Raw genomic sequence first — 24,951 nt, forward strand, 5'->3', positions numbered from 1 at the left:
GAAATCGTTTAATCATCACCTTTCTAATTTATCATATGTCAATAGTCATAACTGGAACTCCAGGTGTAGGCAAACATACGATTGGAAAGGAACTTGCACAAAAATCAAAATTAGACATAATTGACATTAACGAGGTCGCAAAAAATTCAGGCTTATTTGAGAAAAATGATGAAACAAATGATGTAGATACGGAAAAACTCCAAGAAATTCTTAAAGAAAAAATTTCAAACAGATGTATCATTATAGGACATTTAGCACCTTATGTTTTAGAAAAAGAAAAAATTACCAAAATCATTGTTTTGAGACGCAGTCCATATGATTTGATTAAAGTCTACAATGAAAGAGGTTATTCAGATAAAAAAAGTAAAGAAAATGCAAGCAGCGAGATTTTAGGAGTCATCACTTATGATGCCAAAAACCAATTTCAAGACAAAGTTGTCCAGATTAATGTGACTGATAGAAGTATTCAAGAGACAGTAGATAAAATAAAATCAGTAATTTCAGGCGATATGAATTCAGAAGAAGTAGATTGGCTTGATTTAGTTACAAAAAATAATGATTTGAAAAAATTTTTTGTTGATTGATTAAATAACGCCTTTTGATTTAAAAAGATACTTGTTTGAAATATCAAAGACAGATTTGGGGGGCCGTGTAGGCAAAATAGAAACCAACCACGGAATAATTGAAACTCCTGCATATGTTCCAGTTATTCATCCAGTAAAACAAACAATTCCTTCAAAAAAGATCAAAGAGATTGGATTTGATTTAGTAATTACAAATGCATACATTACTAAAAATAATTATGGAGAAAAAGCTGTAGAAAAAGGAATTCACAAAGTTATTGATTATGACAGAGGAATAATGACAGACTCTGGCGGATATCAAGTGTTAGAATATGGAGATGTTCCAGTAGAACCAGAAGAGATGGCAAGTTTTGAACAAGGTATCATGACAGATTTTGCAATACCATTAGACAAACCAACAGGGTTTGGACTTCCGATAAAAAAGGCAGAAGCATATGTTAAACATACTCTCAAAGTGTGCAAGCAAACTATTGAAGATAGTAAAGATAATGGCCAGATTTGGATTGGACCAATTCAAGGAGGAGAACATTTTGATCTTGTTGCAAAATCAACAAAAGGTTTGCTCAAAATGGGATACAAGATGCTAGCATTGGGAAGTCCAGTTGAATTTATGGAGTCATATGAATACAAATTATTAGCTCAAATGATTGTGGCAGCTAAAAAACAGATTCCACATAACATTCCTTTACATCTATTTGGCGCAGGACATCCACTAACTATTCCATTTGCAGTAGCATTAGGCTGCGATACATTTGATTCTGCTTCATACATGCTATACGCAAAACAAAATAGGTACATTACAGAAGATGGAACACGGAATTTATCAGATATTGTGGTTTTTCCATGTAATTGTGAGATATGCACAAAGTATACTCCTGATGAACTACGACAGTTAGAATCTATTGAGAAAATCAATCAACTTGCAATCCATAATCTACATGCAATAAAACTAGAAGTGGATAAGGTCAAACAAGCAATACATGAAGGCAGATTATGGGAATATGTCATTAAAAAAGCAAGAGCACATCCAAAATTATTTGAGATGGTAGAAGTAATGACAGAAAATGCTGAATTTTTAAGAATTGGAACACCAAAATTCAAAGAAAGAGCAATTTTTCTATTTGATAAAGAGGATCAATACAGACCCGAGGTACAATCATTTCATGAAATAGTAAGGAAATTCAAATCAAAGAAAAATAAACTACTAATCACAAAAGAATCATCAACTAAACCAGGCTATCTATCACATCAATTTGTGAATCTATCAAAAAAACTCAAAGATTTTGAAGAAGTTCAGATTTGCCAATACAATCCTCAACTAGGATTAATTCCAATTGAGATTTCAGATATTTTCCCTGCTGCACATCATGAAACATCAAGAATGAATTTTGATCCTAAAGAGTTTACTGAATTTGAAAAAACATGGAAGATATTTTTTGATAACAATCAGTTTTCAGAAATTCGATACAACAAAGAAGATGAATTCCTAAAGTATTTTGTAAAAACATTGCCAAAAAATATCAAGAAAAAATCTTTTTTGTAAATTAAAAATAAGAAAAAAGAATGTGCTAAAAGATTCAGCCTTATAGTGCTGCGTCTTCTGCCCAACCGTTGATGAAGATACCGTTTTTGTGAAGAGGTACTGGTTGTCCAGCAGTGTAATTCATTGGTCTCATCCAAAAGATTGATTTCGTTGGACATACACCGATGCATGCACCATCAGAAATACATCTTTCTGGATAAAATACAAATGCTTTACCTCTCTTCCAGCCTTCAACAGGTTTTACTCTAAGGACATCAGGACCAAGAGTTGTACAGATTTCTACACATAGTGCACATCCGATACATCTTTGTTCATCGATGTCTGGAAGTATTGCTATTGGCATTACAAAATTAAGAATGCTTGGTTACTATTTAAACCATGATTGATATCCATAACCCTGTTATGAAATTTGATCGACAAATATTATGCGCAGAATCTAGATTGAAAATTTAAAAAACAAAAAGATAACGTGATAATCACGTTTATTTTCTCATTGCGTCTATTTGACCAGAAGTAACCCAGTCAAGTAATTCTGCAGAAGATGGATTAAGGTCTGCTTTCTGATTCATCAGATTGTTAACCCAAATCCAGTTAATTTGGTTTAGGAGCGGTTTGTTTGCTTCGTCACCAGCACGTGTTTTAGCGACGACGGCTTGATCTTGTTGTCCTAACCATTCTTGGAAGCTTCTTCCCATGAGGATCGGATCTTAGCTTGCACTAATTAAAGCTTTTGAAGATTCCATGTTAAGCATAATGATCGGGTCTTTCTCAAGAAGGTTTTAACGTAGATGAAAAATCATTTTAATTCTTGAATGTTAAAGTTTTAGGAGCTGCCAACGAGGTAGGTAGATCAGGCTTTTTGGTGAATTGTAATGGAACAAATCTATTGCTTGATTATGGGGTATTATTTGGTAGAAGAGGTACACCTCCACAATACCCACTTCACGTAAAGCCTAAGGATTTGGATGGAATAATTATTACTCATGCTCATCTAGATCATTCTGGAAACGTTCCATCTCTTTTTGTGAGTGGAAATACGGATGTTTATGCAACTCCACCGACATTTGATTTATCAAAATTATTGATTGAAGATATGTTAAAAATTGAAAAAAATTCACATCCATTTGACATACCAGAATTAAACAACATGATGAAAAATGCAAAAGAGATTGGATTCAAACAAAGAATCACCAAAGGTAATGCAACATTTGAGTTAAGAGAATCAGGACATGTGATTGGTGGCAGTACAGTTCTAGTAGAATCTGAGAATAAGCGACTATTCTATACAGGTGATATCAAAACAAATGGTTCAAGAATGCTTCGAGAAATGGATTTGGATATTGGAGAAATTGACATGTTGATTACTGAAAGTACCTACGCAAAGACAGAACAAAAACCAAGAAAGGAGTCAGAAGCAGAACTAATAGAATTTGCAAATGAAGTGATGGATAGAAAAGGTATTTTGTTCATTCCATCATTTTCAGTTGAACGTTCTCAAGAGATTGCGTGTATTTTGAAGAGTGCGAATTTCAAACACAGAATCATTATGGATGGAATGGCACTAAAAGTAAATGAAATTATGTTTAAGCATCCAGAATATTTACGAGATCCAAAAGTATTTTCTGATGCAATCAAAGGAGCAACTGCAATCAGAGAACATTCTGAAAGAAAACGTGCGATGGATGAACCATGTGTTGTTATTTCACCTGCAGGTATGTTAGTTGGAGGAAATGCAGTTTTCTATTTACAGCATCTAGCATTTGATGATAGAAACGGAATAGCTCTTGTTTCCTACCAAGGAGAAGGTACTCCAGGTAAAAAATTGCTAGAAACAGGAACAGTATCAACTAGAGGAAAAGACCTCAATGTAACTGCCCAAGTAAAGCAGTTTCAATTTTCAGGCCATGCAGATAGGAATGAATTGTTTGATATGATCAAGAAAATTAAAGGAAATCCTAAGGTATTGACAGTACATGGGGATTCAGAATCATGTGATTTATTTGCACAAGAGATTCATGAAAAATTTGGATTAGAAGCAAGTTCTCCTGCAGTCAATGAAGAGATTGCTGTCTAAAAATGCAAATTAACCAATCAGTAGATGTTGAAAATTCAATAAATAGTGGTCAAGTCTTTCTTTGGAGAAAAAATCAAGAGTTTTGGTACGGGGTTAATGGACGGGATATTCTCCAAGTAGACAAAAATGGAAAAATAAAATCTTTAAAAAATTACAAAACAGATTTTTTTAGAAATAAAGATAATTTAGATGAGATAATTAAATCAATTTCAAAAGATAAAACAGTAAAAATTGCTGTAAAAAAATATCCAGGATTAAGAATTATAAAACAAGATCCATTTCAATGTTTGATTTCATTTATTGTATCATCAAATTCCAATATTCAAAAAATTAAAACTAATCTTGAAAACATATCACAAAAATTTGGAGAAAGGATAGAATACAAAAATCAAGAATTTTTTCTATTTCCTAATGCAAAAACTCTTTCTAAAGCATCTATTAATGAAATTAAAAATTGTGGTGTTGGATATCGTGCAAAATTCATAAAAGATGCTTCAAAAATTATATCTTCTGGAAAAGTTACACTTGAAGATTTGAAAACAAGTAGTTATTTTGATGCAAAAAAGAAAATTCGAATCATACCAGGAATAGGAAATAAAGTTGCAGATTGTATTTTATTATTTTCTCTTGATAAATTAGAAGCATTTCCATTAGATAGATGGATGATTAGAATTTTAGAAAAATATTATTCAAAAAAATTTCAAATAGATACTAAAACAATTACAGAAAAACAATATGACATCTTACATGAAAAGATTGTAGACCATTTTGGTCAATATGCAGGATATGCACAGCAATTTCTCTTTAAAATGGAAAGAGAGAATTACCAAAAAAAGTGGCTGTAAACCCTTAAAATGGTAATTAATTGCTAGGTTTTTGGGCCCATAGCTCAGCATGGATAGAGTGTTGGACTTCTAATCCAATGGTCAAGGGATCGAAGCCCTTTGGGCCCGTTTAACAAAATTATTTATTCTAACCAGAAGATGTGTTTTTGTGAAAGATATAGAATTCAAGATAAATTCAACTGATATTCATCCAAATTCTGAAATCGCAGGAACAATTTCTGTGTCATACCCAGGAAGATATGATGGGGTAGTTATCAATACACAGATTTTGGATTCAAATGAGCATATCACTTACAAGTCATACAATGGGAAAACCATTTCAAATAATGTTGCAAGATTGTTTATCAATAAAGATACAATGTCAGAGAATAAAGCAGAGTTTACAGCAGTAATAAAATTTGAACCAACTCAAGAATATGAAGTGAAATTTAGGGCATCAATTATCGAACAACATAAAGAAATTGAAAGTCAGATAATTTTTGCAAAATATTCTGTCTAGAATCTACTCTTCTCTACTGAAATTTCGCCTTTCATCCATGGATGAGGTTGACAGAAATAATGAAGTACGGTTGGTTCAGTAAATAAGAACTCATAAGAATCTCCAGGTTTGATTACTCCAGGAGAACCAAAGTCACCACTATATCCATCAGCATATCTATGATCAGGAGTTACAGTATGAGCAGTATCATCATTGTTTATCCACTTCACATTATTTGTAAACGTCAGCAAAACCGTTGGCTTGTTTGGAACATAGTTTTCATTTCCATCTATAACGGCACCTGGAACAATTTCAATTAAGAAAAATTCTTCTTCAGGATGTAAGATATGATCAGAAACAGATGGTTTTGCTAAAGATTCAGGAAGATAAAATGAAGTGTAAAAGACTACAGAAGCAGATAATCCAACAAGTAATGCAATGAGTCCAATACCATAAGCATGACTAGATGTTGGACTACTCATAATTTTTTTTCGCCTCTCAAGTTCTTATAAAGCTTGTTTGTGATTTTTGAGATCATGGTTTGTTAAGATCACCAGTACCAAGATTTGGATTATTGTCTGTACCAACTCCCAAGTCAGCTTGAGTTTTTGGTGTAGAAACTTCTGGAGCAATAGGTTTCTCTTCAGATTTTTCTGCGGCAGTTTCACCTTCTGGAAGTTTTGCAGATTCTCCAGAGCCTTCAAGTTGAAAAGATTCTTCAGGTTCAGATAGTTTTGGTTTTTCATCAGATACAGGTGCTGGTGGGGGTGGGGGAGCATTCTTTTGCTCACTCATTCCATATCTGTAGATATGGAAGAATCCAGCAAACACCATTAGGATAAGTCCTATGAAGAACAACGAGATGTTATTCATTCCAGTTATTGCTGCATTGTATGCTGCAATGTTGAGGAATACTTGGAATGCTAATAATGCAACAAGTAACCAATTAATCCATTTTTCAGACAAGTTTAATGTTGCAACTTTCTTTGGACCAGTACTTTTTGCTAATTTTGATTTTCTTTCTGCTTCATTTGCAAGTTTGATCATCATGTAAGTAAATCCAAAGCTCATTGGAACTAACAATATCATCACACTGTAGAAGAATACAGGATCAATTACCAAACGCTCAACTAATGGAATTGAGATATCTGGAGAGATATAGAATCCCCAATAAGTCGTCACCATAATTTGTGCAAGACTAGTAATACCAAATGCAGTAATGATTGGTCTTTCTCTCCAAGAGAATTTCTTGTATCTATCAATGAATGGAATCAATACAAACGATATAATGAATATCAAAGGCCATAACAATCCTGTTACAAACTTGTCATATTGCGTTCTCATGAAAGCGTAAATTCCAGTCAAATACCATTCAGGAACGGTTACACCAGGCGGTACGGTAGGCTCAAACTTGAATCCTAAATCAATTGGGAACACACCTCCAGTAATCAAAATAGCACCACCAATTGCCATTACCATTGGTACATCAAATACCAAGAATCTTGGGAAGTGAACCGCCATTAATCCAAGCATAACTATTGGTAACAAGAACACATGTTGAGCATAGAATCTTAATACAAAGTCCGAGAACCCACTACCCAGCGCCGCGTCACGTATGACAGGGCCCGCTATAGGAATTGACGTAGTTAACGACGCTGCAATACTAATTGCAAGTTCTGCTCTTTCAGAGAATATAACATCATATCCAGTAAATGCTTCTAAGATAGTAACAACACCTAAAATAACACCAGTCATCCATAAGACTTCATTTCGAATTTTGTATCTTCCACTAAAGTATTGGTAATACATGTGAAGAACAGCTAAGAGAACCATTGCATTAGAACCATGATAGTGTATGTTTCTAATGTGGAAACCAAATGGAACTTCATCATTAATGAATTGAACACTATCCCATGCTCTATCCAATATCGGTTGATAGTAAAACATGAGCAGAGCTCCAGAAATTCCTAGAATAATAAACACGATGAATGTAAGCATTCCCAAAAATCCAAATGGACTTACAAATCTTGCAGGAAATGAAAACTTGATTGCAGTAAAGATAGTTCTATCTACACCTTCCCATAACCAATAAAGAAATTCAACTACACCGTTTCTTCTTGGCTCAAGCGAAACGGCCATATCCAATTACTCCATTTTCTTGTGCGTTAAACTTTGGGGGTAAAATGTAGATTAATCCATCAGAATCAATTTCCAAAGTTAGTTTAGGTAAAGTGTCAGATGGTGAAGCTTGAACAGATGCAGGACCAACAAATGCTCTTCCAGTAAGTGGATCATACATACTGCCATGACAAGGACATTCACCTCTCTTTCTTCCCTCATCAGGCCAATATTTCCACAAACACCAAAGATGAAGACAGATCATACTATAAGCTCTAAATGCAGAAACATCACTTTTCCCTCCACCTAATTCTTCAGGTAGTCTAATGAATTGCCATTTACGAAATGCTTCAGCATCAAGTGCGGCATCACCTGTTGCAGGATATGTAATAACTTCAGCGTGATTTATTGGATAATTGTTAACATTAGCTTGAGTGCCATCAGGCAAAATCACAGGCACTTTTTCAAGTGAAGCCTGATTTGGGTTTGGCATGAAATTACCAAATGGGACAAATGGAGCAAAAGCTAAACCAGTTCCTGCGGCACCCATTAACTTTAGAAAGTCTCTTCGGGATAATCCGGCAGACTTTTTCGTCCCCACCTCTGACATTCAAGCTGACGTACTCGCCAAATTGCTTATAAACCTTGTTCAGTTACTTTGCAGGTTTTTGTCTAAGTACAATAATAGAAACAATTCCGATCGCGATTCCAATAGCGATTCCTATTCCAATTCCTGTTAAAAGCAAAGAATCAGAGTCATCAGATGTAACGGGGTTTTCTTTTGGATTAGATTCTGTTTCAGGGGAAATAGTTTCATTTTTAGTGATTTTTTCTAGGTCTGAATATGTTTCATCTTCCATCATAATTTCCGAATCTAGAGATATCATTTCAGAAGAAATGTTTGTGAATTTTGCAGCTAGTGTAATAGCTTCAGTTGTAGAATTTCCTCCAAATAACGTAGAGTGTGTCAACAATGTGTAAGTGCCAGTTTGATTAATTGGTACATACAATACAGTTGATGTGTCGTCTTTGTTTTTTACTGGGAAAAATCCACCGCCTTGACTAAAGGGGGCAGTTCCTAACCAATCAAGTGATGGCCATCCAAGGAAATGTCCAAACACTCCAGAGGGAACATTAGTTTGGATAATTTGTCCTAATGGATCCATAACAAATACGGCTAGATTTGTGTCATCATGAGTCCAAGAAAGTTCTATAGCTGCAGAGTTTACAAATTCATTTTGTACATCAAAGTAATATTGTCGCCAATCACCTGCCATGTAACGATTAACCATATCAAATGCTCCTTTGGTGTATCCATTTCCATAAATAACATCATCACTTTGTGTTCCATGAATTATTATCGTTGAATCATTTTCGGTTACAGGTTCTTTAATTACAAATGATACGGGTGCATTTACTTCATGCACATCACTTTGAAAATTCAAAAATCCTTGATACACGCCTGTTTCCAAATCAATTGGAGTAACCAAAGTTACATCTACTGTTGAAACATCATTAGAAGGAACAGTGATTGTTTCAGATTCAGGCCACAACATAGACCATTTATCATTTTGATAATAACTTGCAGATATGGTATAATCCATTGAAGTGGAATTTTGATTTGTGTTTCCTAACCAATAAGAGTATCGTGTAGGAACTGGATAAACACCAACTAATGGAACACCGTCAAATTTTTCATTTGGTTCTGAAACTCGAATTTCTTGAACAGTTCCCCAAGAACCGCCTCTGTTAACTAGAGATATTTCATCACTAGTAATTTTTGTGTCATTGTTGTTATCAAGCCAATCATACAAGTATAATGAAGAAATTTTGAGGTCATCAGCATAGACATCAGAAGTGCTATTCATAAATTGGGCAAAAGGAAAATTCACATTCAAAATCAATAAAGATGATTCATCAGGGATGGGGTTTTCATCATCAAAGAAATCTTCTAGGTCTTCATGGGGTTTTACATCAGATAATTTTACATAATTTGGAATAAATGTATCAGTTTTATTCAGAATTGAATCTTGTTGTCTAGGAAATGTTGTCCCATTAAATTGAGTATGTTTGATAAGAGACAAGGTTTTTGGTTTTACATCAACAAATAATTCATCATCTGTAGGATTAGTAATGGTAAAAGTTACAGTAGTTCGATCTCCTGCAGTTAATTGTCCTGCAAACCAACTAGTCATAGGGAGAGAGTGTGAAGGGAATTTAAATTGTTCAAAACCTACTGCAGCATAATCAAAGTTTTCAATTGAAGGTTCAAGAATTTTTTTGATGTTTTCATAAGAATTTTCATTAGTTACCATAAATACACCATTTTTTCCATGAACATAATCCAAAGCAGAATTAACATTTGCCAACCCCGAACCTTGTGTAAAAGGATCATTATTCATGTCCACTGCAGTTGACATCAAGATATTTTTTATCATGAATGAGTCATAATTTTGAGATTGTTTAGTCATCTCTTCAATCAGAATTGCAGCACTTCCAGAAACTAGAGGTGCAGCCATACTGGTTCCACCAAATAATGAAAAGGATTCATCCTTTGAATCTTTTTTAGTTTTTATCATATTTGATGGAACAAATCCATGAGCACCAATACTCATGACGTCAGGTTTTGGATCACCAATTGATGATGGTCCTCTACTTGAGAAATCAACTACATGATTATAGTGATTAGTTGAATTTCCAAATCTTGGTTGGTCTTTGAATGGTCCATATCCAACAAAAACATTGTTGGTAGTGGCTCCAACTGCAATTCCAAATGGAGATGCATTAGGTAATCCAATTGTGCCATATCCATGACCAGAGTTTCCAGCACTAGATACCATTACAACTCCAGGATAATCATCATCAAGGGAATGAGGGGTTGCAAGTATACTTTGAATTAATGATAACACATCCATTCCAGGTGCAGATTTGTAGGATGGAAAATTTGAAATTCCCCAGCTGTTAGAAATTATATCTACTCTAGGTTTGCCAGTAAACTTCCAGGTATTATTTTGATTTTCAAATCCTGCAGACCATAACCATGCATAAACAGTATCACCAAACCACAATGCCTTTACAGGTAAAATTTTTGCATCAGGAGCAACTCCCGTTATAGAATATTTTTTTGTGTCATTGTAAATATCGTATGTTTCTTGTCCACGGGAAGTAATTGATGCAGCACTAGAAGTACCATGCCCCATAAAATCAGTCATTACACCAAAAAATTCACCATTAGAATCTAATGCAGGTAAAAGAGTTCCATTAATCGCATTTAATGTATCATCAATTTCGGTAGAATTATTTCTAATAACACCATAAACATCTAAAACTTGTGCTCCAATTGTTCCAGCACTATAATCTATTTTTCCATCATTGTTTGAATCATAAACAAGAAATTCTTTACCACTTCCTAAAACAATTGGTTTTTCATCAGTAAAATCAAAATCATAGTTTGGTTGTTGTCCAGGAGGCAAGCTGAATCTAGTATAGTCTTCCCAAGAAGTACTCATATCAGGAATAATTGTATCGTACACACCAGAAACAAAAGAATCTACCACAAGAACAGGTACGACTTGAACTTTTGCAAGAGGTCCACTTAATCCACCTTGATACATAACACCAAGACGATATTCTCCACTTTGGGATTTTATGTAGTTTCTGTTATCTTGCCCGATTTTCATATCCTTATCTAATGTTCCTTTAAAAATTGGGGATGGACCAATTTGTGGAAAAAATGAATTATAAATTTGGATATCACTTCCCTTTCCCCCTTGAGAAAGATCAAGAAATACTCCTTCTTTAGTAACATATGCAGAAGAAGTCATATGTTCAGGAATGGGTCTACTGTAATTTCGTATAATTTCATTTTCATCAATGTATGCAAAAAAAGTTGAATTTGTTAGAACAATTCCTTGTCCATCAGGGTCAAGCATGATGGGATGATTAATCTCATTTCTAGCAAGAGAGTGTTGGATATCGGGATTTGAAAAATCAACTCCAGTATCTATAATTGCAATAACAGTTCCATTTCCTGATGCATTGTAATTTTGTTTTGCATTATCTGAACCAGTAATCTCACCAATTCTTGACGCATCAACAATTTCATTATTTGCTGAATGAAAATCTAATTTAGAATCTTCAATTACATGAATGCCTTGACTTGCCAATAATGAAGCTGATTTTTCAGATAAAAGTGAAACATAAAAAAATCCATTATCAGATTGTGCTCCATAAATTGAATTATTTTTTAAGTGATCAGAATTTTGAAAATTTGTTCCAAAAATCAAATAACGTTTGAAATTGTTTTCAACAAAAAAATTTGGGTCAATGTCAATTATTTGAGAAGTAAATTCTATTTTTTCTGAGTTTCCCTGAAATTGCACATCATCTCCAGTAAATGCATAAGAATTTGTTATTACAGAGGATAAAAGAAGGATTGAAAAGAGAATAGCCGCTTTGGGCATCAAAGAATTTTTGTTTCTTACATTATATAACTATCTTCTTCGTGCCAAAATTGCAATCTGTAATGCAACAATGATTCCTATAGATGCAATAATTGGGAATAATAGAGAGTTTAGTTGAGAAGATGCCTCACTAATGAATTCAACAGATGTTGAAATTGTTCCCGTACTTTCATCAATTTTTTCACTTGCAGTTTCTAGCGTATTATCAAATCCTTCAATTTCAGATTTTAAAACATCCAGTTCTTTGGATGTATCATCTAAAATTGTGTTTAATCTAATTATCTGTTCAGATATTCCACCTAAATCTTGGCTAAGAACATTTGTTGCAGCAGAACCATGAGATGTGGTTCCCTGACTAAATGCTATTACATGAAAGACATGAGTTCCTTCTTCAATTGGCGTATAATCTACATAATACAGCCCTTGATGTAGAGCTTTGAATGAATTAGTTAATGTTACAGTCATCCCTGAAGGTAGATGAACATGTGTGGTTCCCAATAATTCTTTAATGCCTGCTTCGTTTCCTATCAACAATCCATCACTTGTTGTTTGCACAAATACTCGAATTGGCTGGTTTATAGCAGCAGTTTCAGGTGCAAAAACCAATGTGTTGATATGTCTTTCAACAGGAACATCAACTAGATCAGTGGTGGATGAAAATTTTACATCAATTGTTTTTGAAATTCCATTTTGGGCAGTACTAATTACTTCTACAGTGTATGTACCATAAGGAAAATTAGATGAAGGTTGCGGCCATGTCAATAAAGAATAGTTGAAGGAACCATCAGCATTAGTTGTCAACTGATCAAACTTTGCAATAGTTTCATCAGGAGCAAATAATCTTAAAATTAAATTTTCTTCAGGCAAACCAGTTCCATAGATTTGAAGATTATGAGATGGTGCATAGACTTTACTATTTGTAAACAAACTAAGCCCAGCAAATTCCTCGTTTATGGTGTCAGATTGCGCATAAGAATAATGAATTGGCATTATCAGTAATATAGAAAAAATCAGAAAGAAAATTTGAAATTTCAATTTAATTGATTGTTAATGTTCTCCTAGATATTACTTCTGGAAAAATTGTCTATAACTTTCGTTAAGTAGGATTCAAAAAAAAGAAAAAAAGGATAATGTGAACTAGTTTTAGCTTACGTTGACAGTTGTACTAACTGGTGGTGATAATGCCGTTGGATTATCAACAGACTCCCAAACGAATGCAGTAGCAGTGTATGTTCCTGCTTCAGTTGGAATCCATGATAATGCTGGGCTGAATGATTGACCACTTGATAGTGAACCTGTAATCCATGCTAGTGAGACTGTAACACCGTTTGCATCCTGAATCTGTACCAAGTATGCGAATGATTGCTCTCTATCCTGACCATTTGCTAAGTCAGCGCTGATTTGTACCTGTTGGTCAACGGAAACAGAATCTAAGCTGTTACCGAATGCATCAACTGTTCTCAAGTTAGCAGCTGGTGCTCTCTCGAGAGGTGGTACAACAGTACCGATTAGTGAAGTGGCAGTAATATCAAGTTCATCTGCAGTTGTGTATGGATCAGGTAGTGTATTGTCCTCATATTCTGCAGTGACAGTGTCACCTTCTGCGACTCTGAGTCTGTGACCTGAAGATTCGTCAGTAACAGTGAAGAACACTGTACCTTCAAAGATTCCGGTTGCCTCATTAGTCTCAGTTACAGTAAGGTCAATACCTCCGGCATCGGAGTCAGACCACACATCGACATCGAAGTTGTCGACTGCTTCTGGATCTAAGTTCATGTCTGGATCAATAATTCTTACAACACCTGTACCGCTAGCTGGATAGCTTGCTTCAAGCCACTGAACTTCACCGATGTTCCATCTGATAAGTGCAGAACCGACTACAGTTTCATCCTCTGAGAATTCAAAGGAGATTGTAAGTCCGTCATCGTCATCAGTTGGGATTGTACCATCAGTTGGACCACTACCTGTTGCTGTACCTTGTACAACATCGTTACCGTTGGCATCACCGGTTCCGGTGTTACCGTCAGCATCGTGTGTAAATCCGGTAAGGATAACCTCACCAGTAAAGATACCTGTGTCAGTACCAGTCTCGACTAGTTTATACTCGTCAATGTTGAATCCTCTAGTTGCAACCTTTATTGGGTCGTCACTAGTGTTTCCAATTTCATCAACTAAGTCACTGTCGAAGTTGTGATCTGGTGCGACAATAGTAATGTATACTTTATCAGTCCATGTGTAAACTTTTTGGTCAAGCTCTACAGTTGCTCCGAAGTTTGAAGTAAAGATTGTCAAGTTGACATCTTCTTCTTCTTCACCTACATAGTCAGATCCGGATGGACCCCAGTCAGTATACTCGAGAACTGCTTCCTCACCTCTTTCAAGTTTGTCACCTGCTAGAGTTTCTGGAATTTCGATGACAATCTGGAAGATACCAGTAGAGTCACCTGTTTCTCTAAAGTTTAATGGTTCTGGGTCAAATGTTGCTCCTTCACCGTCAGCATCACCCATGGTGATGGTTGCGGCATCAGAGTCCCATTCAATTAAGTCCAAGTCATATGTCTCAGCCTGGTCATTGTCTAGATCGAAGTCTGGCTCAATGAGGGTTAAGATCATGTCAGATCCAATAATGTAAACAGATTTGTCGGATTGCAATACACCGTTTCTAAGATCAAATGTAGCAGAATCAGTTACAGTGTTGACATCACCAGATGCATCAGCTGGATCAGTGTATTCTACTTGGAGAATGTCTCCTTGTAAGATACAGTAATCACCAGTTGCTGCGGCAACATCAAATCTGTCTGTTTCTGTGGTACCTGCGGCATCAAGTATGTTAGTCCATGTATCAGTGACACTTGGACATTTGGTACTTGCTGGGCCGTCAGTGTATCTAACTACAATATCAGACTCGAATATTCCTGCATCAGGAGCAATTTCGGTCATTGGACCAAATGCTCTTGTTGACTCGGTGTTAGTACCATCAGTATCAATAGTACCTTTGAGAGCGTCAGGGCCACCAGCATAACCTAGAATCACTGCGGAAGAACCTCTGATAACAGAGATCTTTACAGGTCCTCTAGAGGCTGTACTGTTTTGGTTGATGCTATCTTCACCACTTGCGGATATGTCAAAGTCTGGATCGTTAACTCTAACGTGGATAGTAAGATCACCACCGTTAATGAATTCACCAGATTGTAGACCCTCACCGGAACGGTCAGTTCCAGCAGTGTTCATTCCACTTTGGTGGATTGGGAACAAGGCTCTACCACTTGGGGTTTCATTAGTGGCATCTGCAGTAAAGTCTGACTCAACACCAAATGGTACTGGGTAGACAGTTCTGTCAAGACTTACTGAACCAGTGTTGGCGCGAACGCCTGCACTGTCACCTACTTCGATGACTTCACCAGATGCATCTCTAAAGTCAACATAGTTGACTTCAATATCGAGACCGGTTGCAGTTTCTGTGGTTGTTGAACCACTTCTACACCATGCAGTTGGGATTTGGAAGTCTCCAACAAAGACACCAGAGTCTGAACCAGTTTCAACTAGAGAGAATCCAGTTGCACCTAATCCAGTATCAGATGTCAATGCGGTTAATGCTGTTAAGCATGCACCAGTTGGAGTAGTCCATTTTTGATCATCAAAGGTTACATCAAGTAATCTACCGAGTTCATCACCATTACTTAATGTAATGGAGGTTCCACCGTTTTGTACTTGTGCAGAACCAACCGCATCACGGTTAGTGTCACCGGCAGTTGTTACTGTGGTGTAAATTTCAATAAGATCTGAGTCGACGTTAAGGTCTTGGTCTTCAAGTGTAATTGTAACTGTGTCAGCATTCTTGTATGTGTTTGAATCAAATGATACAACACCAGAGTGACTTGGTGCTTCTTCTTGATCAGCTATTTGAGTAGATACACCGTCTGCACCTAAGTCAAGGTAATTGACTCTTGGAGCATCCTCGTCAGTCAAATCTTCAATGACGATAAATCCAGGATCATCGGCAATTGTAGATAGACCGTCATAGGTATCTGCGTTCAAGATGTTTAGCTGGTTAACCATGACATACTCAAGTGAACCTTCAAAGGTACTTGTGTTATCACCGGTTTCCTCTAGTTCTAATCTGATGATTTGGTTAGCGACTCTATCGCCAGCTTCAAGACCATCATTTACGAAACCAAAGGAGAAGAAGTCTATAACCAATGGGTCTGTTGTGGTGTCATCTGTGAATGTTGCGTTTGTAACAACCATCAAACCAATATCAGCACCAGCGTTTTGTGCATCAAAGATTTGTTCATTGATTCTGGTGTTGTTAAGGTTGGTTAATGATTGTGGGGCAACATCATTTACTAATTGAATAGCAGTTGTCAAACTTGATGATTTGATTGATTGAATGTCTAGACCATTAGTACTGTTCAGCAAATAGACATCTACGGTACCAGTTGTGATACTTCTAACATCTATGTTCAGATAGTTAAATCCGTGTAGTCTGTTAGTTGCACCAGGTCGGGTATCACCGACAGAGTCTTGCAAGTCTTCAATATCTTGGTTCAAGTCAATGACCAAGGCGTCTACTGCAGCAGATGTCTGTGCAGTATTGTTGAAGAATAATGCTCTTTGGCTGAATGAATCAACTGGGAAGTTGATTGCAGTTCTATTGTTGTTCTTTACAAAACTGAAGTTAGCATCTTCGACACCAATGTTGTTATGAGTGCCGGTTAAACTAGCTGCAGTAATTGTGGCAAACATTGCATCTACTCCAGTGGAGTTTTCACCAATGGTGAATGGATCACCAGTTGATAGTGATGGAATCAATGTTGTACCGTTAACATTTAGGTCTAAGTCTTCATCTGCTCTGCTGTTTTTGTTGGCATCGCCATCAGTCAAGACTACAGGAATCTCTTCACCAGAGTTCCACAAGTCATCAACTGGTTGGATGTCAATTGTAGCAAAGTCAAATCCTACAAGAACAGTTGCGGGAGTTTCATTATAGTCAATAGTGGCAGATGTGCCTCTTAGTGCACCATCGGTAACTTGTACGATTGAGACATCTGATTCATCATAAGTACCAAATACACCAGTGTTTGGACCTTGTTCTGTCAAAGTAATTGGCTGACTTGCAGCTGAAAGGCTGCTAGTTGCACCAGTTGCTGTTGCCACAACATCATCGTTGTCATTTAAGTCAACGACAGCGGTACCACTTCCCTGTTGATCGGTATTTAATTTTAGAATACAGTTGTCTTCACACATTAAAGCAGTAGCATTTCCAACAATATCAAAATTACTGACATCTCCGATGTTTCCATCGCCGGCTTTGTTGCCGTTTTCATCAAATAATTGATAATAAGCTGAGCTGTTACTTGCTAAAGTTGTCCAGGTCCAAGAGTCCTCATCTGTTGGGTCGATGTTTAACCAAAGGTCGGTGACAGTTACGTGAACTTGTGCACCTGTTGGGTATACTGTTCTATCTAAACTTGCACCGGCAAATTGGTCAACAGTATCAAAAGTAAGTGTTGTTGATTGAACACCACCACCTTTGTTGTACTGTACGACAACGTTACCAGTTGGGTTTAGTTGATAGAGTTGAATGAAAGGCCAGTCAACTACGCTGTGATCAGCGCTTGATGCGTTAACACCAATTTGACCAGCAACGGAACCTGCGGCTGCATTTTCGTTTAGTTGTTTGAACTCTCTAACTACGTTGTTTTCAACAACGGCGTTAGCGGCTACATTACCACCAGCACAAGATGCTGTGATTGCACCACCAGTGGTAGAACCAATTAGGTCACCACCGTGAGCTCTTGATGCGTTTGCAATTGCAACACCGTCAGTATCAGTAAGTGTAACTCCCAATACTCTATTTGCGGTTGTTGAACTACAAAATGATCCAAAGTCTAAACCAATTCCGTTTGATGCAGTAGAGTCGGCAATTTGTGCTTGGTCTCTGTCTGCAAAGTAACCATACCAGTTACCATCTACGGCTTGAGCCATTCTCAGGATCTTACCGTTTACTGTAACGTCTGGTTCACCCTTTCCTTCATCAGTATCATCAATATCACTATCGATTACAACGACCTCAATTACTTGAGGTCCTGACATATAGTTATCAAACTGTGAGTTTTCTGCGGATACAAAGAGGTTGGCGTTGGCGGCCATTGCTTCAGGCATTACACCTGGAATTGCAAAGGTCAGTCCACCGGCAACCATAATTGTCATTAATGTAAGACTAGTTATTTTACGTCCTATTTCGTTATTCATGTTATTGACATTTTTCTTCAAAGTTAGTATTTAAGCCTAATGGACAAATTGTCCACAATTGTTCATATTTTTGAAATTATTATATTAATTATTCAATTTTGATATAAATTCTATAATTTCATGTTATAAAAATTATACTTTATTCTCTAATTGAGAGATTGATCGTCATATTTTTTAATTTTTTGTAAAATTTATGAAATTTTTATAGGCTGTTTTATGCCTTGATTTCTCTTCCTAAAAGTGACTTGTATAGAGATATCGCATCAGATTCATCTTTTGGTCCAACTACAACTGCAGAGCCTTTCTTCATAAAACTAACAGATAGATCATTAGTTCTCATCGACAATCCCAAATCACCCTGATTCTCAACTAGAAATCCTTTTTCTTTTGCAATATTAGTAACTGCATCAACATCAAGATCAAAAGTATCAGTAGGGGTAATAGAATAAGTTCTCTTTCCCCTGTTTCGTCCACATAGTTCTTCTAAAATCAATTCTTCTTTTTGTACAACTTCTAGTTTTCCTGTTCCACAAATTGGGCATTCTTCAGCTCTAAATGTTCTAGTACTATTGAAATCAAGATTTTCTAAATCAACATGTAAAATTCTTTCAGAGAGATTTGGTTTTTTTCCAAGAATTATTTTTACAGCTTCTGCAACTTCAATTGCACCAACAATAGAAAGTATAGGAGGATGAACGCCTTCAATACTGCATGTTGGCATTGTATCTTCGTTTAATTCAGGAAACATGCAAAAATAACATGCAGATTTTTTTGGCAATATAGTAAAAGCTTGTCCAGAGGTTCCAACTGCAGCACCCGTAACAAATGGAATGTTATATTTTACACATGCTTTGTTTAATGCATATCTAGCATTAACACTATCAAGTGCATCAATTACAACATCACATCCTTCAACAACTTCTAATGCAGTATAATCATTTATTGAAACAGCTAGAGCTTCAATTTTACATTCAGGATTTAGTTTTTGTAACTTTTTTGCAGCAACTTCAACTTTAACTTGACCAACATCTTCTTCATCAAACATTATTTGTCTATGTAAGTTTGATAATTCAATTACATCTCTATCAATAATTCGTAAATTTCCAACTCCCATTGTAGCTAATCTAGAAATTATAGGATGTCCTAAACCTCCAGTTCCAACAACACAAACTTTGGCATTCTTTAGTTTTAGCTGTCCAGCATATCCAATTTCTTCAAGCATTACTTGACGAGAAAACTTGTCTAATTCTTTTGGAGAAAGCTCTTCAGAGCCACCGGCAACTGCAGGTAGAATGTAAATCTCATCTCCATCTTTCAAAGTAGTTTCCATACCAGAAGAAAACTTTGCATTTTTGCCATTGATATAGATATTAATTAAAGAACGCGGAGTTCCATCGCCTTCCAATACTCTTCTCTTAAAATCATCACCCATTTGTTCTGAGATTTTTGTAAAAGCATCTTGTAAGGAATCAGCTAAAATGTCTATTTTTTTTTCTCCACCGCTTTGATTGAGAACTGAAGGAATTGTAAATGTGATATTTGCCATTAGTTTACTACCGCCGAAATTTCTGAAATGTCTGCTTTGAGTACTTTTGGTTTTTCTAATACTTCCATGATTGATTCAGTTGCTTTAAGACCATTTCCAGTAACATAACATACAACTTTATCATTTTTGTCAATCTTACCTTGTTCGACCATCTTCTGTAATACAGAAATTGAAACGCCTCCAGCTGGTTCTGTAAAAATTCCTTCAGTTTTTGCCAATAGAATTATTGCATCTAAAATTTCTTTGTTATTACATTCTTCTGCAAATCCATTGTATTGTTCTAATCGTTTTAGAACATATCTTCCATCTCCAGGATCACCTATTGCCAAACTTTTTGCAACAGTATCAGGATTTTCAACAGGAATTACGTCTTTGGAATTTTTCTTAAATGCATCAACAACTGGAGCGCATCCATGTGGTTGTGCTGCAATCATATGCATGTTAGATACATTACCTAGCAATGAAACATGTTGTAATTCTTCAAATCCTTTACATATTGCATTAAGCATTGCACCACTTCCAACTGGAACTATTAATTGATCAGGAACATTCCAATCTAATTGTTCTGCAACTTCATATGCCAAAGTTTTAGAACCTTCAACATAATGTGAACGCATGTTAATATTTACAATTCCAATTCCCTTAGAATCACCAATCTGTGCTGCAATTCTATTTGCATCATCATATGTTCCATCAACTGCAACATAATTTGCACCATAAGATAATGCTTGAGCAATCTTTGCCATCTCAATATTACTTGGTGCAAATACATGACATGGAAAACCACCTTTTGCAGCGTGTGCTGCAGTTGCAGATGCCAAATTACCAGTTGATGCACAACCAACTGCAGACAATCCAAATTCTTTTGCTTTTGAGATTGCAACTCCAGCAGGTCTATCCTTAAATGAAAACGTTGGATTTACAGAATCATTTTTGATATAGAGATTGTTAAGACCAAGTACTTTACCTAAATTTTCAGCTTTTGTTAGAGGAGTAAGTCCTGCATCAATTGACACAATATTTGATTTGTCTTCTATTGGAAGTAATTCAAAATATCTCCAGTAAGTGTGCTCACGATTAGAAAATGTATCTTTTGTGACTGTTGGAAAATTATATTTTACATCCAGCGGTCCAAAGCAATCATCACAAATATACTTAAAATCAGTTTCATACTCTTTTTTACACTCTCTACATTGTAATGAAGTTCTAGTCAAGATCTCTTTTTCTCAAAATTATATAGATAAAAAATCCTAATATGAAATTAAGTAATACTTAATTTTTCAAACAAAAAAATATACTAAAAAAAATAAAATGTATTCAAAAATAACAGTAAAAAATATCAATTTAATAGAAAAAAACAAGAAAAATCAATTTTTCATGTATTTTTTAATTATGAGTAAAGTTTTTACTGATTTTTAGTAGAATTTTGTTGTGAACAAGGTTATTCCCATATCTGCAATAATTGTAACTGTAGCAATAATTGCGATATTTACAATAAATTTTGAACAATCAAACACAATGGAAGTTGAAGATACAATGGATAGAGAGCTAAGACCAGATGAAGAACTAACTCCAGAAATTCAAGAAAAATTAGATGAGATTGAGAAAATAAATCTTGAAAATGAATACAATCCTAAACCAAGAGAATGGATAACCTCAGGACCATTTCAAATCGATCGAAGTGAATATGTGTTAGGAGAAAAAATTTTCTTAATCATTGGAGGATTGCAAGAAAATGAAAAAGGACAAGTAGCATTTTACAGACCACAAAACAATACACATTCTACAATATACTTTACCATACCATTTGATGGTTCTGACAAATCAGTATTCAACTATTACTTACAACCACAACTTTCAGTACAAAAAGGATTATGTACTGCAGAAGAGTTTATCGGAACTTGGACAATTGTGTTTAGAGGGACAAATTATGAAAATCTACAATTCAAAATAACAGATCAAATACTTCCAGGAGATGAAGGTGATTTTGAACCTGTTTGTTAATTATTATTCTAAATTATGATGAAAACAAACTCTTTCACCAGTATGACAAGCTGGTCCTGAGGGTTCAACTAAATAAATAACAGCATCAGAATCACAATCAACAAGAATTTCTTTAATCTCTTGAGTATTACCAGACTCTTCTCCTTTCATCCACAGCTTATTTCTTGAACGACTGTAAAACCAAGATTTTCCAGTTTTCTTTGCAAGTTCTAAAGATTCTTTATTTGAATATGCAAGAGTGAGAACTTCTTTAGTATTTGCATCTTGAACAATTACGGGTACAAGACCACCACTTTTTTCAAAATCAATATCATCAATTGTTTTATTCATGGTTATTCATTACAAAATTTACTTATAATCGTACAGAGATGTTTTTCTTTCTGAGAATTTCTTTGACTTGATTAACTGATTGATTCTCATAGTGAAAGATTGAGGCTGCCAAAGCAGCATCGACATCGGATTTTACAAAGATTTCAGACATATCTTCAGGTTTTCCGCAACCGCCTGAAGCAACAACAGGTACAGAAACAGTATCAACTATTTTTTTGGTAAGCAAGATATCATATCCATCTTTAGTTCCATCTTTATCAATACTGGTTAGAAGCACTTCTCCTGCACCAAGTTCTGTTGCTTTTTTAGCCCATCGAATTGCATCAAGTCCAGTTCCTTGTTTCCCACCATAAATGAAAACTTCAAACCAGAATTTTTTTCCATTTTCTTCAAACATTGTTTTAGTAGAATCCTCAGAATATTTTCTTTTTGCATCTATAGCAATTACAACACATTGTTTTCCAAATATTGTCATGAGTTCTGTTAGTAATTCAGGATTTTTTACAGCTCCAGTGTTTACTCCAACTTTATCAGCACCGCTAAGTAAAATATTTCTTGCATCATCCATACTGTTAACACCACCACCAACAGTAAATGGAATATCAATTACTTTAGCAACATTAGATACTAGTTCTTTGATTGTTTTTCTTTTCTCTTGAGATGCAGTAATATCTAAAAATACCAATTCATCTGCTCCATCTTTACTGTATTTGGCAGCAAGTTCCACAGGATCTCCTGCATCTTTAATTGATTCAAAGTTTAATCCCTTTACCACTCGTCCATTATCAACATCCAAACATGGAATAATTCGTTTAGTTAACAAGTTGCTTTGCCTCCTTAATCGAAATTTTATTTTCATACAATGCTTTGCCTAGAATTACGGCAAATGCATTTTTTGTTTGTACATCAAACACATCATCAATGTTTGAAATTCCACCACTCGCAATAACATTTGTATTTTGTATATCACATGCTTTTTCCAAATATTCCAAATCAGGTCCTTCCAGGGTTCCATCTTTACTTACATTTGTGAGTAAGAATTCTGTAAATCCCATGCTCACAAATTCATTTATTGCATCAAGCAAAGGTGTTTTTGTGCTCTCTTGCCAACCATGTGTAACAATAAATCCATCAATGTGATCAACAGATATTACAATTTTTGAAAAATTATATTTTTTAGCAATACGTTGTAGTAGTTCTTTATCTTTGAATGCCAAAGTACCAATTACAACTCTATCAGAAAAAGAAATTGCTTTATCAATGATTTCTTCATTACGTAAACCACCAGCTACTTCAACAGGGATGGATAATTCGTTTGTAATTTTCTCAATCAAGTCCAAATTACTTCCAGTACCAATTGTAGCATCCAAATCAACAATATGCAACATATCAGCTCCTGCTTCTTGCCATTTTTTGGCAACAGACATGGGATCATCGCTGTATACGGTTTTTTGTTTAGGATCTCCTTTGTATAGTCTAACTACTTGTCCCTCCATCAAATCAATTGCAGGGATTATTTTCATTTAGAGCACTCTCGCAAAAAATTCTTTAACATTAGAGCACCAACATCACCTGATTTTTCTGGGTGAAATTGAGTTCCAAAGTAATTATCTTTTTGAACAATAGCTGGAACTTTAATGTCATAATCAGATTCAGCAACTATAACATCCTGTGTTGTAGGATTTGCTCTATACGAGTGTACAAAGTATACCCATGATCCATTTTCGACACCTTCAAGAATTTTGTTTTCTTGTTTTATTTCAAGTGCATTCCACCCCATATGTGGGACCTTTAGTGTATTAGGTAAAACAACAACATCACCAGTAATGACTCCAAGGCCTTTCTCTTTTCCTTCTTGACTTTTATCAAAGAACATCTCCATTCCCAAACATATTCCAAATACAGGTGTACTATCTACAATTTGACAAAAGTCAACTGAATCACGATTAATACTTTGTATTGCAGGATCAAAATTTCCTACTCCAGGTAGAAATATTCCATCATATCCTTTTAACTTGTCAACTTGAGTTTGAACTTCTACAGTAGCATTTTGTTTTTCTAATGCATTCTTAAGACTGAAAATATTTCCAGCTCCATAATCAAATATTGCAATCTTTGTCATCACATTGCGCCTTTTGTACTTGGAATTCCTTTTTGTTTTGAATCTTTTGAACATGCAATTCTAAATGCTACCGCTAGAGATTTCATTGCAGATTCTACTTTGTGGTGATCATTGTCGCCATACTTTACAGTAAGGTGAATACAGCTGTTTAGGTTCTGTAGTAAAGATTGGAAAAAGTGTTCAAGATCTTCTTTTGACACATCTTCAATCTTTGTTCTCTTTATAGACAAAGTTAATTTGTAAAATGGTCTTTTTACCAGATCTACAGAAGCCTCTGCCAATGATTCATCCATTGGGACAGACGCATAACTAAATCTAGTAACACCAGATCTATTTCCAAGTGCGTTATCTATTGCATTTCCAATTGTAATTGCAGTATCTTCAATTAAGTGGTGTATGATATTGTCTTTTGATTTTGCTTTTACTGTTAAATCCAACATTGCATGTTTTCCAAATGCAGTAATCAAGTGATCAACAAAGTTTACACCAGTAGATACGCTAGTCTTTCCAGTACCGTCAATGTTGACAGTTACTGAAACATCAGTTTCTTTTGTTTCACGTTTAATTTTGCTTGAACGTTTTTTCATCT

21 protein-coding genes and 1 tRNA gene are annotated in these 24,951 nt (G+C 35.3%); 7 read left to right on the top strand and 15 right to left on the bottom strand.

What is annotated here, in order from left to right; all coding sequences use genetic code 11:
- Positions 1-35: 35 nt before the first annotated feature.
- Both ACQY2P_RS06385 and tgtA read left to right on the top strand, forming a co-directional pair.
- Positions 36-584 (top strand): adenylate kinase family protein, encoded by a 549-nt coding sequence (locus tag ACQY2P_RS06385; RefSeq protein WP_428325836.1) that lies wholly within the window; start codon positions 36-38, stop codon positions 582-584.
- A gap of 31 nt (positions 585-615) precedes the next feature.
- Positions 616-2,127, top strand: coding sequence for a tRNA guanosine(15) transglycosylase TgtA (gene tgtA / locus ACQY2P_RS06390; protein ID WP_428325837.1), 1,512 nt, complete (start codon positions 616-618; stop codon positions 2,125-2,127).
- A gap of 40 nt (positions 2,128-2,167) precedes the next feature.
- Here tgtA and ACQY2P_RS06395 read toward each other — a convergent pair whose 3' ends face one another.
- Positions 2,168-2,470, bottom strand: a complete 303-nt coding sequence (locus ACQY2P_RS06395; protein WP_012215920.1) for an ATP-binding protein — start codon at positions 2,468-2,470, stop codon at positions 2,168-2,170.
- 139 nt (positions 2,471-2,609) lie between these two features.
- Complete coding sequence (locus ACQY2P_RS06400; protein WP_012215921.1) at positions 2,610-2,822, bottom strand: hypothetical protein; 213 nt, start codon at positions 2,820-2,822, stop codon at positions 2,610-2,612.
- Positions 2,823-2,935: 113 nt separating this feature from the next.
- Between ACQY2P_RS06400 and ACQY2P_RS06405 the strand changes: the two genes are divergently transcribed.
- The 4 genes from ACQY2P_RS06405 to ACQY2P_RS06420 all read left to right on the top strand — a co-directional run bounded on the left by ACQY2P_RS06405 (position 2,936) and on the right by ACQY2P_RS06420 (position 5,545).
- Entirely contained in the window at positions 2,936-4,201 is a 1,266-nt protein-coding gene (locus ACQY2P_RS06405) for an MBL fold metallo-hydrolase (RefSeq protein ID WP_428325838.1), read from the top strand.
- 2 nt (positions 4,202-4,203) lie between these two features.
- A complete protein-coding gene (locus ACQY2P_RS06410; RefSeq protein WP_428325839.1) occupies positions 4,204-5,046 on the top strand; it encodes a DNA-3-methyladenine glycosylase family protein in 843 nt (280 codons plus the stop codon).
- 33 nt (positions 5,047-5,079) lie between these two features.
- Positions 5,080-5,154: transfer RNA gene (locus tag ACQY2P_RS06415), tRNA-Arg, on the top strand.
- Between the two features lie 40 nt (positions 5,155-5,194).
- Entirely contained in the window at positions 5,195-5,545 is a 351-nt protein-coding gene (locus ACQY2P_RS06420; RefSeq protein ID WP_428325840.1) for a hypothetical protein, read from the top strand.
- On the opposite strand, the gene ACQY2P_RS06425 is transcribed toward ACQY2P_RS06420, so the two are convergent.
- From ACQY2P_RS06425 to thrC, 8 genes are all read right to left on the bottom strand, one after another.
- Positions 5,542-6,006, bottom strand: coding sequence for a cupredoxin domain-containing protein (locus ACQY2P_RS06425; RefSeq protein ID WP_428325841.1), 465 nt, complete (start codon positions 6,004-6,006; stop codon positions 5,542-5,544). The two genes, ACQY2P_RS06420 and ACQY2P_RS06425, sit on opposite strands and share 4 nt — an antisense overlap.
- 52 nt (positions 6,007-6,058) lie before the next feature.
- Entirely contained in the window at positions 6,059-7,663 is a 1,605-nt protein-coding gene (locus ACQY2P_RS06430) for a cytochrome b (RefSeq protein WP_428325842.1), read from the bottom strand.
- Positions 7,647-8,252: a ubiquinol-cytochrome c reductase iron-sulfur subunit gene (locus ACQY2P_RS06435; RefSeq protein WP_428325843.1), complete on the bottom strand. Its 606-nt coding sequence runs from the start codon at positions 8,250-8,252 to the stop codon at positions 7,647-7,649. Before ACQY2P_RS06435 ends, ACQY2P_RS06430 begins: the two co-directional genes overlap by 17 nt.
- A gap of 43 nt (positions 8,253-8,295) precedes the next feature.
- The gene (locus ACQY2P_RS06440; protein ID WP_428325844.1) at positions 8,296-12,105 is read right to left on the bottom strand and encodes a S8 family serine peptidase; all 3,810 of its coding nucleotides are present in this window, start codon (positions 12,103-12,105) and stop codon (positions 8,296-8,298) included.
- A 30-nt stretch (positions 12,106-12,135) separates the two neighbouring features.
- Positions 12,136-13,095, bottom strand: a complete 960-nt coding sequence (locus ACQY2P_RS06445; protein WP_428325845.1) for a methyl-accepting chemotaxis protein — start codon at positions 13,093-13,095, stop codon at positions 12,136-12,138.
- Between the two features lie 153 nt (positions 13,096-13,248).
- Entirely contained in the window at positions 13,249-18,360 is a 5,112-nt protein-coding gene (locus ACQY2P_RS06450; protein ID WP_428325846.1) for a hypothetical protein, read from the bottom strand.
- A gap of 214 nt (positions 18,361-18,574) precedes the next feature.
- Positions 18,575-19,906 (bottom strand): ThiF family adenylyltransferase, encoded by a 1,332-nt coding sequence (locus ACQY2P_RS06455; RefSeq protein WP_428325847.1) that lies wholly within the window; start codon positions 19,904-19,906, stop codon positions 18,575-18,577.
- On the bottom strand, positions 19,906-21,120 hold the full coding sequence (gene thrC / locus ACQY2P_RS06460; RefSeq protein WP_428325848.1) for a threonine synthase: 1,215 nt from the start codon (positions 21,118-21,120) through the stop codon (positions 19,906-19,908). The genes ACQY2P_RS06455 and thrC overlap by 1 nt, the downstream gene beginning before the upstream one ends.
- Before the next feature lie 217 nt (positions 21,121-21,337).
- Between thrC and ACQY2P_RS06465 the strand changes: the two genes are divergently transcribed.
- On the top strand, positions 21,338-21,910 hold the full coding sequence (locus ACQY2P_RS06465; RefSeq protein ID WP_428325849.1) for a hypothetical protein: 573 nt from the start codon (positions 21,338-21,340) through the stop codon (positions 21,908-21,910).
- A 3-nt stretch (positions 21,911-21,913) separates the two neighbouring features.
- On the opposite strand, the gene hisI is transcribed toward ACQY2P_RS06465, so the two are convergent.
- From hisI to ACQY2P_RS06490, 5 genes are read right to left on the bottom strand one after another with little or no spacing between them, the layout of a single operon-like run.
- Positions 21,914-22,240, bottom strand: coding sequence for a phosphoribosyl-AMP cyclohydrolase (gene hisI, locus ACQY2P_RS06470; protein WP_428325850.1), 327 nt, complete (start codon positions 22,238-22,240; stop codon positions 21,914-21,916).
- Between the two features lie 22 nt (positions 22,241-22,262).
- The gene (gene hisF / locus ACQY2P_RS06475) at positions 22,263-23,063 is read right to left on the bottom strand and encodes an imidazole glycerol phosphate synthase subunit HisF (protein WP_428325851.1); all 801 of its coding nucleotides are present in this window, start codon (positions 23,061-23,063) and stop codon (positions 22,263-22,265) included.
- A complete protein-coding gene (gene hisA / locus ACQY2P_RS06480) occupies positions 23,053-23,763 on the bottom strand; it encodes a 1-(5-phosphoribosyl)-5-[(5-phosphoribosylamino)methylideneamino]imidazole-4-carboxamide isomerase (protein ID WP_428325852.1) in 711 nt (236 codons plus the stop codon). The genes hisF and hisA overlap by 11 nt, the downstream gene beginning before the upstream one ends.
- Positions 23,760-24,362 carry an imidazole glycerol phosphate synthase subunit HisH gene (hisH, locus tag ACQY2P_RS06485; protein WP_428325853.1) on the bottom strand — a complete coding sequence of 201 codons (603 nt, stop codon included), beginning with the start codon at positions 24,360-24,362 and terminating at the stop codon, positions 23,760-23,762. Before hisH ends, hisA begins: the two co-directional genes overlap by 4 nt.
- Entirely contained in the window at positions 24,362-24,949 is a 588-nt protein-coding gene (locus ACQY2P_RS06490; RefSeq protein WP_428325854.1) for an imidazoleglycerol-phosphate dehydratase, read from the bottom strand. The genes hisH and ACQY2P_RS06490 overlap by 1 nt, the downstream gene beginning before the upstream one ends.
- Positions 24,950-24,951: the final 2 nt, after the last annotated feature.

Source organism: Candidatus Nitrosopumilus sp., assembly GCF_965262695.1.
GTDB lineage: Archaea > Thermoproteota > Nitrososphaeria > Nitrososphaerales > Nitrosopumilaceae > Nitrosopumilus.